Annotated in this window: 10 protein-coding genes; 7 read left to right on the top strand and 3 right to left on the bottom strand. The window is 62.9% G+C overall.

Translation table 11 applies throughout. From position 1 onward, the window contains the following. Positions 1 to 10 precede the first annotated feature (10 nt). Entirely contained in the window at positions 11 to 412 is a 402-nt protein-coding gene (locus AUC43_RS03450) for a DUF4783 domain-containing protein (RefSeq protein WP_068190004.1), read from the bottom strand. A 170-nt stretch (positions 413 to 582) separates the two neighbouring features. Here AUC43_RS03450 and gpmI point away from each other — a divergent pair, with 170 nt between their 5' ends. After that, positions 583 to 2,133: a 2,3-bisphosphoglycerate-independent phosphoglycerate mutase gene (gene gpmI / locus AUC43_RS03445; RefSeq protein ID WP_068190002.1), complete on the top strand. Its 1,551-nt coding sequence runs from the start codon at positions 583 to 585 to the stop codon at positions 2,131 to 2,133. 4 nt (positions 2,134 to 2,137) lie between these two features. Continuing rightward, the gene (locus AUC43_RS03440) at positions 2,138 to 2,725 is read left to right on the top strand and encodes a hypothetical protein (protein ID WP_199243492.1); all 588 of its coding nucleotides are present in this window, start codon (positions 2,138 to 2,140) and stop codon (positions 2,723 to 2,725) included. Between the two features lie 10 nt (positions 2,726 to 2,735). On the opposite strand, the gene AUC43_RS03435 is transcribed toward AUC43_RS03440, so the two are convergent. Next, entirely contained in the window at positions 2,736 to 4,280 is a 1,545-nt protein-coding gene (locus tag AUC43_RS03435; RefSeq protein WP_068189997.1) for a hypothetical protein, read from the bottom strand. Positions 4,281 to 4,444: 164 nt separating this feature from the next. Further along, positions 4,445 to 5,518, bottom strand: coding sequence for a peptide chain release factor 1 (prfA, locus tag AUC43_RS03430; RefSeq protein WP_068189992.1), 1,074 nt, complete (start codon positions 5,516 to 5,518; stop codon positions 4,445 to 4,447). Between the two features lie 113 nt (positions 5,519 to 5,631). Between prfA and thrA the strand changes: the two genes are divergently transcribed. The 5 genes from thrA to AUC43_RS03405 all read left to right on the top strand — a co-directional run bounded on the left by thrA (position 5,632) and on the right by AUC43_RS03405 (position 12,834). Further along, positions 5,632 to 8,076 carry a bifunctional aspartate kinase/homoserine dehydrogenase I gene (thrA, locus tag AUC43_RS03425; protein ID WP_068189989.1) on the top strand — a complete coding sequence of 815 codons (2,445 nt, stop codon included), beginning with the start codon at positions 5,632 to 5,634 and terminating at the stop codon, positions 8,074 to 8,076. A 102-nt stretch (positions 8,077 to 8,178) separates the two neighbouring features. After that, complete coding sequence (locus AUC43_RS03420) at positions 8,179 to 9,111, top strand: homoserine kinase (protein WP_068189987.1); 933 nt, start codon at positions 8,179 to 8,181, stop codon at positions 9,109 to 9,111. Positions 9,112 to 9,317: 206 nt separating this feature from the next. After that, the gene (thrC, locus tag AUC43_RS03415; RefSeq protein ID WP_068189985.1) at positions 9,318 to 10,616 is read left to right on the top strand and encodes a threonine synthase; all 1,299 of its coding nucleotides are present in this window, start codon (positions 9,318 to 9,320) and stop codon (positions 10,614 to 10,616) included. Between the two features lie 50 nt (positions 10,617 to 10,666). After that, positions 10,667 to 11,404 (top strand): c-type heme family protein, encoded by a 738-nt coding sequence (locus AUC43_RS03410; RefSeq protein WP_068189982.1) that lies wholly within the window; start codon positions 10,667 to 10,669, stop codon positions 11,402 to 11,404. A gap of 137 nt (positions 11,405 to 11,541) precedes the next feature. Beyond that, on the top strand, positions 11,542 to 12,834 hold the full coding sequence (locus AUC43_RS03405; RefSeq protein ID WP_071885807.1) for a protoporphyrinogen/coproporphyrinogen oxidase: 1,293 nt from the start codon (positions 11,542 to 11,544) through the stop codon (positions 12,832 to 12,834). The last annotated feature ends 1 nt before the right edge of the window (position 12,835 follow it).

The following is a 12,835-nucleotide window of genomic DNA, read 5'->3' as shown; positions in this document are numbered from 1 at the left end:
AGGAGTACGGTTATTCTTTGGTAAAGTCCAGCGTGTCAATCAGCGGGGCACCACGGGAGGGCTTGAGCTTCACGAACACGCGGTACGTGCCGTTGCGGCCGATGTAGCGGCCGATGGCGTATTGAATGCCCTCTTTGCTTTCGCCTTGGTGAATGAATTCGAAGCTGCTGGGGGTGTTCTTCGCAAAGAAGTCCTTGATGACAATCTCCGCCTGGGTGGAGTTGTAGCCTTGTTTGTCGCCGTCAAAGCCAACCTCAACGGTAGGGGCGAGGTATTGCGACAGCTCGCGGGACGAGCCATTGCGCATGGCCGTGCGCACCGCCCCGAGATTATCGACCTGCGCGTGGGCCGCTACGGCGCCGAACAGAAAGAGCCAACCAAAGAATAGAGTCCTAAAAAAATAGCGTTTCATTAGTACAGGTATAAGTGCGTCATCCGCGTCAGATTAAAAGCTAAAATGGTGCCAGGAAGTAAAAGGGCTTTTTGCCGGCCAATAAACCCGCGCAAAAAGGATGGGAAGTTAATGTAACCACGAAGGTAGATAATCCCAACCCATAGGCAGGTCGGCCGTATCTTTGTGCCATGAATAAGCAGGTTTTATTGGTGATTCTGGATGGGTGGGGAATTCCCCAGAATTCGGCGGTGTCGGCCGTGGACGCGGCTAATACGCCGTTCTACAATGAGCTGTTGCAGCGGTATCCGCACAGCACCTTGCAGGCCTCCGGCGAGGCCGTGGGGCTGCCCGAAGGCCAGATGGGCAACTCGGAAGTGGGCCACATGAACATCGGGGCCGGCCGCGTGGTCAACCAGGAGCTCGTGCGCATCGGCAAAGCCATCCGCGAGCGGAAGTTGGGCCAAATGCCTGCGCTGGTGAAGGCGTTTGAGTACGCCATTGCCAACGACAAGCCCCTGCACCTGATTGGCTTGCTGTCCGATGGCGGGGTGCATTCGCACATCGACCACGTCAAGGCCCTGTGCACCATCGCCCACGAAGCGGGCGTGCGGCGCGTGCTTGTGCACGCCTTCACCGACGGCCGCGACACCGACCCGAAGAGCGGCGTGCGCTTCGTGAACGAGCTGGAACAGTCCCTGGAGCGCAGCGGCGCCAAAATCGCCTCGGTGGTGGGCCGCTACTACGCCATGGACCGCGACCAGCGCTGGGAGCGGGTGAAGGTGGCGTACGACCTGCTGGTGAACGGCATCGGCACGCCGTCGCAAAACCTAATTCAAACCATTCAGGAGCAGTACCGCGAAGACATCACCGACGAGTTCCTGAAGCCCATCGTGAAGGTAGGCGCCGACGGGCAGCCGCTGGCCACCATTCAGGAAGGCGACGTGGTGCTGTGCTTCAACTTCCGCACCGACCGCGGCCGCGAAATCACGGAGGTGCTCACGCAGCACGACATGCACGCGTTCCAGATGAAGCGGCTGAACTTGCACTACCTGACGCTGACGAACTATGACGACACCTTTGCGGGCGTGACGCCCATTTTTGAGAAAGACAACCTCAACAACACACTGGGGGAGGTGCTGGCGGCGCACGGCAAAACCCAGATTCGCATTGCCGAAACCGAGAAGTACCCGCACGTCACGTTCTTCTTCTCGGGCGGCCGTGAAAACACGTTTGAAGGCGAAACGCGCATCCTCCGGGCCTCGCCCAAAGTAGCGACCTACGACCTGCAGCCCGAAATGAGTGCCCGCGACTTGGTGGAGGCCTTGGTGCCGGAGCTGCAAGCCAAGGCGGCTGACTTTGTGGTGCTGAACTTCGCCAACCCCGACATGGTGGGCCACACCGGCGTGTTTGAGGCGGTGGTAAAAGCCGTGGAAACGACCGATGCCTGCTGCCGAGTGGTGGTGGAAACGGCCCTGGCAGCTGGCTATGCCTGCATCATCATCGCCGACCACGGCAACGCCGAGTTCATGCGCAACGCCGATGGCTCGCCCAACACCGCCCACACCACCAACCTGGTGCCCTGCATCCTGGCCGATAACGACTACGTAGGCACGCTGGCCAACGGCAAGCTGGGCGACCTGGCCCCGACGATTCTGGAGCTGATGGGCGTGCCGCAGCCGCTGGAAATGACCGGCCAGAGCCTGCTGCGCCCTGCTATTGTGCCTGCGCCGAATGCGTAATCACGTGGTTCCGCTTTATCGGGCGTTGCCGTGCCTGGCGTTGGTGGCCGGCGCCTTGCTGCTGGGCAGCTGCGGCGACGCCAGCCCCGCGGCACCGGCCGCCCGCCGGCCGCTCTACTTTGATGTAAAAGGCCTGCTCACGCAGCAGGTGGCGCAGCTGGCCCAGTGCCGGGCAGCCGTTACCAAGCGCGTGAGCCTGCGCGGCAATGCCACCGAAACCGTGCGCGTGCCCGCCGTAAAGTGGGCCGATGAGCTGCAGATTTTCTTTCAGGCCGACATCAACAAAGCGGCCTTGCGCGGCGCTTATGCCGTGGATTCGGTGGCGCTGCCCGGGGGGCTGTTGCGCCGCACCTACACCCGCCTGCCCGGCCAGCCCAACGCCCCGGTGGCCCGCCTGACGGTGGTGCAGCAGGGGCCCGTGGCCCAGGAAGTGTCCGCGACCATTGTGCAAAATAACCCGCTGTTTTCGGCCCAGAAGCAGCTGCGTTTCCAGCTACAAAACGGGCAGCTGCGCCGCTACGAAGTGGTGGGAACCCAAAAGCTGGTGCTGTTCGATACGCTGCGCTACGCGGCAGCGGGGCAGGTAGAGTAAACCGCGGGGGCTATTTGTGCTCGTAGGCGCCCAGGCTGGGCTGGCTCGGGCGCGGCAGGTTGCGCAAGTCCTTGGCGAGCAGGGGGGCTACCGGCGTGCGGCGGGGCGAAGTAGCCGGCGATTTATCCTGCAGGGTATAATCCGGGTCGACGAAGGAGGTGCGTTTGAAGGCCGGGTCCACGTTGAGCAGGTTGACCCCGGCGGCGCCAACGACGCTGGGCGTGGTGGCGTACAGCTTGGTGCGTAGCAGCGAGTTGCGAATGCTGAGCGTGGCGGCGTAGTCGGCGTAGTTTATTACCTGCAGCTCGTCTTCAAACGAACCCCAGACGATGGAATTCTGCAGGTTCAGCGTGAGCGGCAGTTTCACCTTGGAATCGTAAGGGCTTTCGTTGCTGAACGTGAGGGAGGCCGTTTCGCGGAGGAAGGCCGGCGTGTAGTTGGCGATGGTGCAGAAGTTGAGGTTGTACACGCCACCGCCTACGCCGAGCACGGCAAACTCGCCGCAGTTGGTAAACAGGCAGTTGTTGGCCGTCACGCTGCCCGAGTAGCTGATGATGCCGCCCCCGGAAGCCGCCGTGGTGTTGGCGAAGGAAAGCTTGGCGCCGGAGATGTTGCGGATAACCGAATTCTCAATGGTCAGGCTCGGGCGGGGCAGCGTGATGCTTTCCGGGCTGATGAGCAGGGCGCCGAAAGTGGCATTTTTGATTTCCGCGTAGCGAATGCGGTTGTTTTTGCTGGTTCCGGTGAACACGATGCCGCCCCACTGGCCCGGGGCCTCGGCGTAGTAGGGCTCCAGCCGGTCGGCCTGGAAGCGCACGATGTTGGCGTTGGTGGCCTTCACCGTATCGGTGGGCACAAAGGCCGAGGGCTCGGTTAAGTCATTTACCAGCAGAGTGCCATCGACTTGCAGGTAAGCGCCGGCGTGCGAGTAGATGCGGGCGCCCTTGGGAATGCGCAGCGTGACGCCTTGTGCCACCACCACGCCCACGGAGTAGGTTTTGCCCTGGCTCACGTAGGGGCTGTTGATGATGACGTGGGGCTTGTCGGTGCGCCAGGTCTGGTTCGTGCGAATGATGTCGGCGCGGTGGAAGTAAGCGTTCTGGCCGTAGGCCACCAGCTTCACGTTCTGGTCGGTGCCGTTGGTGCGAAAGCGCAGCTCGTCGGTGACGAGGAACTGCTTGGGCGAAGTGGCTTGGCCGTTGTCGCCCACCACGGCCCGCACCAGCACCAGCAGGCTGTCTTTGCCCCGGATGGTCACGCCCTGCGCCGAGGGGCGGGCATCGCCGTTGATAACCACCGAAAACGCCGTGCCCGCGGTGCCGGCCAGGTTAATGTCCGTCTTCACCGCACCCGCGTTGCGGTTGTAAACCCACAAGCGCTTCGTCACTGTTTTGATGGTGGTAAACACCGTATCGAACAGCACCGTGTCCGTCCGGAATTCCGACCTGAACTCGAGGCTGCCGGAGGTTTGCACCAGGTCTTCTTTCGGCTCGCAGCCGGGCAGGAAAGCGAGCAGGCAGCTCAGAATAAGGAGTAGCGGGAAGAGGTGGCGCATGATGGAGCGTAGAACCGAAGGGGAGCGCAAGTAACGGCAAGGCAGCGGGAAAAGTATCGCCGGCCAGAACGGCCCGTTGGGCAGCGTTCCACGAGCCATTTAGCTCAATTTTTCTGGAACGAAAACTCCCCTCCTGGATGAGGAGGGGAGTTTTCGTTTGGCTATTACTTGGTTACGCCTTCCTGCAGGCGCTCGGCGCTTTCGGCGATGCGGAGCTGCTCCACAAAGTCGTCGATGTTGCCTTCCATCACGCTGGACAGGTTGTACACCGTGTAGCCGATGCGGTGGTCGGTCACGCGGCCCTGGGGGTAGTTGTAAGTACGGATTTTATCCGAGCGGTCGCCGCCGCCAATCATGCTTTTGCGCACCAAGCCGTCGGCTTCGTTCTTTTTGGCCAGCTCCATGTCGTACACGCGGGAGCGCAGCACCGCCAGGGCCTTGTCGAAGTTCTTGAGCTGCGACTTCTGGTCCTGGCACTGGGCCACGAGGCCGGAGGGCAAGTGGGTGAGGCGCACGGCCGAATACGTCGTGTTTACCGACTGGCCGCCGGGGCCGCTGGAGCAGAAATAATCCTTGCGGATGTCGCTCATGTTCAGCTCCACGTCAAATTCCTCCACTTCCGGAATTACCACAATGGAAGCCACGCTGGTGTGGATGCGACCTTGGGTTTCGGTGGCCGGCACGCGCTGCACGCGGTGCACGCCGCTTTCAAACTTGAGCTTGCCGTACACGTCTTCGCCGCGCACGGCCACAATGATTTCCTTGTAGCCGCCGGCGGTGCCTTCCATGGCGTCAATCAGCTCCATTTTCCAGTTCTGCTTTTCGGCGAAGCGCATGTACATGCGCTGCAGGTCGCCGGCAAAAATGGCGGCTTCGTCGCCGCCCGCGCCGGCCCGGATTTCCATGATGACATCTTTCGAGTCGTTGGGGTCCTTGGGCAGCAGCAGGTCTTTGATAACGTCTTCGAGGCGCTCCTGCTCGGGCAGCAGTTCGTCGAGCTCGTCCTTGGCCATCTGGCGGAAGTCCTCGTCCTTTTCGGTCGAAATTACCTGGCGGGCGTTTTCGATGTTGCTGAGCACGCCCTGGTAATTGCGATATTCAGTTACAATTTTCCCCAGTTCTTTATATTCTTTGTTGAGCGCTTTATAACGCTTCAGGTCCGACATGACGTCGGGCTGCATCAGTTCCTCGTTTACGTTATTGTAGCGCTGGCTGATGGCTTCTAGTTTATCAAGCATCGGTGTTCGGTAATTAGTCTGTAGTTTGCAAAGGTACTGAATTCAAACACCGCCGTTTGGCCTGGACGTTCCTTCAGAACCATTACCTAACATCTGCCCTGAAGTCCGAGTTTATGCAAGTGTTAAAATTCGGGGGGACTTCCGTCGCCTCCGCCGAAAATATTCGAAAATCGATTGCCATCGTAGCCACGGCTGTGGGCCAGGGAGAAGTGGTAATGGTGGTATCCGCGCTGGGTGGCACCACCGATGCGCTGATTGGCGCCGGCCGGGCCGCCGCTTCCGCCGACCCTTCTTATAGCGAAGCCCTCAACCAGCTGCAGCACCGCCACATAGCAGCGGCGCAGGCACTGCTGGATGGCGGCGTGCAAAAGTCCGAGGCCGACGCCATTACCGTGCAGTTTGTGGAGCTGCGGCGGTTTTGCGACGGCATTTTTGCCTTGGGCGAATTGTCGGCCCGCACGCTGGACAAGCTCATGAGCTACGGTGAGCTGCTGTCGTCGCGCCTGGTAGCGGCCGCGGCCAAAGCCCAGGGCCTGGACGCCGTGTGGGCCGACGCCCGGCAGCTGGTTCGCACCAATTCCCGCTTTGGCACCGCCGAGGTAAACACGGCGGCCACCGAGCAGCAGGTGGCCGCGTTCCGGGCCAAAAACCCCGGCAAAGTCTGGGTGGTGCCCGGATTCATCGGGTCCGATGGGCACGGTGTGACCACCACGCTGGGCCGGGGCGGCTCCGACTACACCGCCGCCCTGCTGGCCGCCGCGCTCAACGCCGACGTGCTGGAAATCTGGACCGACGTGAGCGGCATGATGACCGCCGACCCGCGCCTGGTGCGCGGCGCCCGGCCCATCGACCGCATTTCGTACCAGGAGGCCATGGAGCTGTCGCACTTCGGCGCCAAGGTGCTCTACCCGCCCACCATTCAGCCCGTGATGCGGCGCGGCATTCCGCTCTGGATAAAAAACACCTTCGCCCCGGCCGACTACGGCACACTGGTGGAGGTAAAGCCGCCCCGCACGGCGGCCGTGGTGCAGGGCATTTCCAGCATCGGCAACCTCACGCTGCTCAACCTGGAAGGCAGCGGCATGGTGGGCATTCCCGGCTTTTCGATGCGGCTGTTTGCGGCCCTGGCCCGCGAGCGCATCAACGTGGTGCTCATCACCCAGAGCTCGTCGGAGCACTCCATCTGTGTGGGGGTAAACGAGGCCGATACCGCCACGGCCCAGGTGGCGGTAGATGAGGAGTTTGCGGTGGAAATTGCGGCGGGCCGCATCGAGCCCCTGCGTCCCGAGCGCGAGCTGGCCATTGTGGCGCTGGTGGGCGAGAATATGAAGGACCACCCCGGCATCAGCGGCAAGCTGTTTGGGGCCCTGGGCCAGAACGGCGTGAACATCCGGGCCATTGCGCAGGGCGCTTCGGAAAAAAATATTTCGACCGTGATTCGGGCTGCCGACGTGCGCAAGGCCATCAACGTGCTCCACGAAGCCTTTTTTGAAGCCACCTACAAGCAGGTCAACCTCTTTATTCTGGGTCCCGGCAACGTGGGCAGCAAGCTGCTCGAGCAGCTGGCGCACCAGCAGCAGCACCTGCTCGAGAAGCTGGGCTTGCAGGTGCGCGTGGTGGCCATTGCCAGCAGCCGTCACTGCATTGTGAACGAGCAGGGACTGGACCTGACCGCCTGGCCCGCCGAGCTGGCCGACGCCCCGCCGCAGAGCCTGGAAGCGTTTACCCAGCTCATCATCAGCCGGAACCTGCGCAATTCCATTTTTGTTGACGTGACCGCCAACCCCGCCGCGGCCCGCTGCTACCCGCATCTGCTGGAGAAAAGCATCGCCGTGGTGGCCTGCAACAAGGTGGCCTGCTCCTCGGACTATGCCCACTACGCGCGCCTCAAAAGCCTGTCGACGGAATTCAACGCCAGCTTCCTGTTCGAAACCAACGTGGGCGCCGGCCTACCCATCATCGGCACCCTCAACGACCTCACGCGCAGCGGCGACGTGGTGCGGCGCATGCAGGCCGTGCTTTCGGGCACGCTCAACTTCGTCTTCAATAACTACGACGGCACCCGGCCCTTCGCCGAGGTGGTGCGCCAGGCCCAGACCGAAGGCTACACCGAGCCCGACCCGCGCCTCGACCTGAGCGGCAGCGACGTGGCCCGCAAAATCCTGATTCTGGCCCGCGAAGCCGGGGAAGTGATGGAAATGAGCGACATCGAAATCGACACCTTCCTGCCCCCCGCCTGCCTCGACGGCGACGTGGAAGCCTTTTACACCCAGATGGCGGCGCACGAAGCCCACTTTCGCGCGCTGTACGACGAGGCCACCGCGGCGGGCAAGCGCCTGAAGTTTGTGGCGCGCTACGCCGACGGGCACGCCGCCGTGGGCCTGCAGCAGGTAGCGCCCGGCCACGATTTGTACGACCTGCGCGGCAAAGACAACGTGGTGCTGTTCTACACCGACCGGTACGTGGAGCAACCGCTCGTGGTGAAAGGCGCGGGCGCCGGTGCCGAAGTCACTGCCTCGGGCGTATTTGCCGACATCGTCCGCGCCGCGCGGGTGTAAATCAATTAAAAATTAACAATGAAGAATTAAAAATTGGGCAATGAAGGAAGCTGGCCAAGGCCCTTTTTAATTCTTCATTGTTAATTTTTAATTCAATTCTTTATGCCCGATTCCGTTCTCGTTCACTCACCGGCTACCCTTTCCAACCTGGGCTGCGGCTTCGATGTGCTGGGCCTGGCCCTGGCCGCTCCCTACGACACCATCCGCCTGCGGCGCACCGCCACGCCGGGCGTGTGCATCCGGCACCTCGACGGCTATAACCTGCCCACCGACCCCACCCGCAACGTGGCCGGCGTGGCCCTGCTGGCGCTCCTGCGCGAGGTTCCGGAAGAAATCGGCTTCGAGGTCGAAATCACCAAAGGCATTATGCCCGGCAGCGGCGTGGGCAGCAGCTCGGCCAGTGCTGCGGGCGCCGTGGTGGGCGCCAACGCCTTGTTGGGCAACCGCTTTACCAAAATGGAGCTGATTGACTTCGCCATGGCTGGCGAGGCCGTGGCTTCCGGTGCGCGCCACGCCGACAACATTGCGCCGGCCATTTTTGGCGGGTTCACCGTGGTGCGGGCCCTGGAGCCGGCCATCGACATTGTGGCCCTGCCCGCGCCGCCCATGTGGGTGGCCGTGGTGCACCCCCAAATTGAGGTGAAAACCAGCGAGTCGCGCAAGGTGCTGCCCGCCGCGGTGCCGCTGGGGCTGGCCGTGCGCCAGTGGGCCAACGTAGCCGGCCTGGTATCGGGCTTTCTCACGGCAGATTATGAGCTGATTGGCCGCTCGCTGGACGATTATATCGTAGAGCCGGCCCGGCAGGCGCTCATTCCGGGCCTGGCCGAGGCGCGGAAACGGGCGCTGGCCGCCGGCGCCATCGGGGGCGGTATTTCCGGATCAGGCCCATCCATTTTCATGCTGAACAAAACCGAGGCCATTGCGCAGGCGGTAGGGGAGGCGCTGGGCAGCGTTTTTGCGGAGCTGGGCATTGAGTTCAAAACCTACGTGGGCCCAGTGGGCACGGAAGGCGCGAAGGTTATTTGCGAATCGTGAGGTTTGAAAACAGAACGACTTATTTAGCTCAACCAGGCCTCGTGTCATGCAGAGCGCAGCGAAGCATCTTATCACCGCTGCACGAAACGTTGTGACGTGATAAGATGCTTCGCTGCGCTCTGCATGACAGACGACGTGATAAGATGCCCTACTACCACTCCGCTCTACACGCTGGCCGCTGTTAAATGTTAATTGCTACTTGTTAAATGAAATACTACAGCCTCCGCCACCAGTCGCCGCGGGTTGACTTTCGCACCGCCGCCGTAACCGGGCAGGCGCCCGATGGCGGCCTGTATTTCCCCGAATCCATCCCGAAGTTTCCGGCGGGCTTTGTGCGCGAGCTGCGCAGCCTGAGCAAAGCCACGGTGGCCCTGAACGTGATGCGGCCCTACGTGGGCAGCACCATGCCCGACAGCGACTTGCAGCGCATCTGCACCGAGGCGGTGGACTTTGACTTCCCGCTGGTGCCCGTGGAGCCGGGCGTGACGGCGCTAGAGCTGTTTCACGGGCCCACGCTGGCGTTTAAAGACGTGGGGGCGCGGTTTATGAGCCGCTGCCTGGGCTACTTTGCCCAACGCGGCGACACGCCGCCCGTGACGGTGCTGGTGGCCACTTCTGGCGACACGGGCGGCGCGGTGGCCAGCGGCTTTCTGGGCGTGCCGGGCGTGGAAGTGGTGATACTCTACCCTTCGGGCAAGGTGAGCCCGGTGCAGGAGCAGCAGCTCACCACCTTGGGCCAAAACATTGCCGCGCTCGAAGTAGACGGCACTTTTGATGATTGCCAGGCCTTAGTAAAGCAGGCCTTTCGCGACCCGGATTTAGCCCAACGGCGCTACCTCACCTCGGCCAACTCCATCAACGTGGCGCGGTGGCTGCCGCAGCAGCTTTACTACTGCTTTGCCTGGCAGCAGTGGCCGGCCACGGCGCCCGCGCCGGTGGTGTCGGTGCCCAGCGGCAACTTTGGCAACCTGTGCGCTGGTTTGCTGGCGCAGGCTTCGGGGCTTCCATTGGGCCATTTTATTGCGGCCTGCAACGCCAACGACCCCGTGCCAGTGTACCTGCGCACTGGCCATTTTACAGCCCGCCCTGCCGTGGCCACCTTCTCCAATGCTATGGACGTGGGCAACCCCAGCAACTTTGCCCGCATTCTGGAGCTGTTCGACAACGACCTGGGCAAGATGCGGGCGGCCCTGAGCGCCGATACCGTGACCGATGCCGAAACCGTGGCTGCGATTCGCCAGGTTTGGGCCAAGGATGGCTACCTGCTGGACCCGCACGGCGCCGTGGCCTACACTGCCCTGCGCCGCTACCAGGCACAGCACGCCGCGGCCGAAGGACTGATTCTGGCCACGGCGCACCCCGTCAAATTTCCCGACGTAGTGGAGCCAATTCTGGGCCACGCCATTCCGCTGCCCGCGGCGGTGCAGCACCTGCAGGGCCGGCCAAAACGAAGCGTCCCGCTGGCGGTTGATTACGAACAACTCAAAGCCTACTTAATGGCGTAGGAACGGGCCGCGGCGCGTTCCGCGTTTCTTTCGACTGCATGCACTCCTTGATGTCAAACCCCCTTTTTCGCCTCTTCAACTTGCTGCGCCCGGCAGCCAATCGTGCCGGCAGGTGCAGCTCCCTTGTGCTGGCCGTGGCCCTGGCGGCTACCGGCTGCCGCCCCGACCAGATTGAGCACCTCAAGGACAGCAAGCGCATCGGCATCGAAGCCGAGAACTGGGAAGTGAAGCGTATCATGCCCAAAGACTTGCTGCACGCCACCCGTTGGGCTGGCGATTCGCTCAGCGCCACAGCCGACACGCTGCTGCGCCGCACCCTGGCCCGCGAGCTGGCCGCGGGCGGCGTGGCCCGGGCAGCCGCGTTTTGCAAGCCGGAAACCTACCGCTTCGTGGATTCGCTGGCGGGCGTGCTCAAGGCCACGCCCCGCCGCGTGAGCGAACGGCCCCGCAACCCCGCCCACCGCGGCGTGCTGCCGGCCGGCGAAATGCGCACCGACACCACCCGCACCATCTCGCGCGAGTCGCAGGAAGTGTTTTTCTACCAGCGGCCCATTGTGCTCAACAATGCCCTCTGCCTGCGCTGCCACGGCGAGGTTGGCAAAGACATTGCCCCTGCCGACTACGCCCTTATTCAGAAGCGGTACCCGCAGGACCAGGCCACCGGCTACCGCTTGGGCCAGCAGATGGGCGCCTGGCAAATGAGCCTGCGGCGGGACGGCGTGGCCGAGTTCTGGACCATGAAAACGCGCAAAAAGTGGAAGGAACACAAGATGCCCAAGCTGTTTTAGGTCAACCTCGACCTTTGCGCTGCTCCCTGCGTATGGAGCCTATTCTACGCAGTTGCAGGTAGTGCAACAATTCGCACCTTCCGGGCCCGGCTGTATTCTCCTAACCGGATTGGGCTGTCTGTGTCATCTTTCCATTCATGATTTCTAGTTCAAAACCCATCATCATCGTTGGCGCTGGCATGGCCGGCTTGGCTTGCGCCACGTGGCTGCACCGCGCCGGCCAGTCGGTGCTGGTGCTCGATGCGGCGGATGCGGTGGGCGGCCGCGTGCGCACCGACGTGACCGCCGAGGGCTTCCGGCTTGACCGGGGCTTCCAAGTGCTGCTCACCAACTACCCCGAGGCGCGGCGCATGTTCGACTACCAGGCATTGAACCTGAAAGCCTTTCGCTCGGGCGCCGTTATTCGGATGCCCGACGGCCAGGAAACCGCCTTGCAAAACCCGCTGCAGCGCCCGCTGGCAGCTTTTTCGGCGCTTAAATCCCCCGTCGGTACGCTGGCCGATAAGCTGCGCATCGTGAGCCTGGTGCGGCACGTGCTGAAGTACACGCCGGAAGAACTGCTGGCCCGCCCGGCCACCGATACGCTCAGCTTCCTGCGGCGCTACGGCTGGAGCGAGCAGATGATAAACACCTTTTTCAAGCCGTTCTTCGGGGGTGTCTTTCTCGACCGGGACCTGAGCACAGCCAGCAATTTCTTCGAGTTTGTGTTTCAGCAGTTTGTGACCGGCGAGGCCGCCATCCCGGCCCTGGGCATGCAGCAGCTGCCCGAGCAGCTGGCCAGCCGCCTGCCCGCCGGAGCCGTGCGCCTGAGTACACCGGTAGCGGCGGTGGAGGGCACGCAGGTACGGCTCACCTCGGGGCAGGTGCTGCAGGGCGCGGCCGTGGTGGTGGCCACCGACGGGCTCACGGCCCTGCGCCTGCTGGCCGGCCGCAGCGGCAACGCCGACGACGGCTTCAGCGTGAAAGCCGCCAGCTTTCCCACGGCGGCGCGCATTACTACGTGTACCTATTTCGCGGCCGAAGGCCATTCGCCGGGCCGGGGCGATAAACTCTTGCGGCTGAACGCCAGCCCCAACGCGCTGGCCCACAACGTGAGCTTCCCGGCCGATGTCAGCGCGGCGTACGCCCCGGCGGGGAAGTCGCTGGTTTCGGTGAGCACCCACGGCGAACGCAGCCTGAACGGAGCCGAACTTACAACCCGCCTGCGCGAAGAGCTGGCGGCATGGTTTGGACCCGCGGCCCGGCAGTGGCAGCACCTGCGCACCTACCGCATTGCCGCCGCCTTGCCCGTGTACCTGGCGGGGCAGCCGGTTCGGCAGCCCCTCAAGCTGGCCGAGGGCCTGTACCGCTGCAGCGATTGGGCGGCTTACCCTTCGCTGAATGCGGCGTTGGCCACGGGCCGGGAAGTGGCCGAAATGCTGATTGAGTAGG

Source organism: Hymenobacter sedentarius (assembly GCF_001507645.1).
Lineage (GTDB): Bacteria > Bacteroidota > Bacteroidia > Cytophagales > Hymenobacteraceae > Hymenobacter > Hymenobacter sedentarius.
The sequence above is the reverse complement of the archived record's forward strand: the minus strand, read 5'-3'. Positions and strand labels throughout refer to the sequence as shown.

Bases quoted from the DNA above. Each gene is read 5' to 3' on its own strand.
- prfA (WP_068189992.1), bottom strand. From the start codon at position 5,518: ATGCTTGATAAACTAGAAGCCATCAGCCAGCGCTACAATAACGTAAAC.
- AUC43_RS03405 (WP_071885807.1), top strand. From the start codon at position 11,542: ATGATTTCTAGTTCAAAACCCATCATCATCGTTGGCGCTGGCATGGCC.
- AUC43_RS03435 (WP_068189997.1), bottom strand. From the start codon at position 4,280: ATGCGCCACCTCTTCCCGCTACTCCTTATTCTGAGCTGCCTGCTCGCT.
- thrA (WP_068189989.1), top strand. From the start codon at position 5,632: ATGCAAGTGTTAAAATTCGGGGGGACTTCCGTCGCCTCCGCCGAAAAT.
- AUC43_RS03420 (WP_068189987.1), top strand. From the start codon at position 8,179: ATGCCCGATTCCGTTCTCGTTCACTCACCGGCTACCCTTTCCAACCTG.
- AUC43_RS03410 (WP_068189982.1), top strand. From the start codon at position 10,667: ATGTCAAACCCCCTTTTTCGCCTCTTCAACTTGCTGCGCCCGGCAGCC.
- AUC43_RS03450 (WP_068190004.1), bottom strand. From the start codon at position 412: ATGAAACGCTATTTTTTTAGGACTCTATTCTTTGGTTGGCTCTTTCTG.
- thrC (WP_068189985.1), top strand. From the start codon at position 9,318: ATGAAATACTACAGCCTCCGCCACCAGTCGCCGCGGGTTGACTTTCGC.
- gpmI (WP_068190002.1), top strand. From the start codon at position 583: ATGAATAAGCAGGTTTTATTGGTGATTCTGGATGGGTGGGGAATTCCC.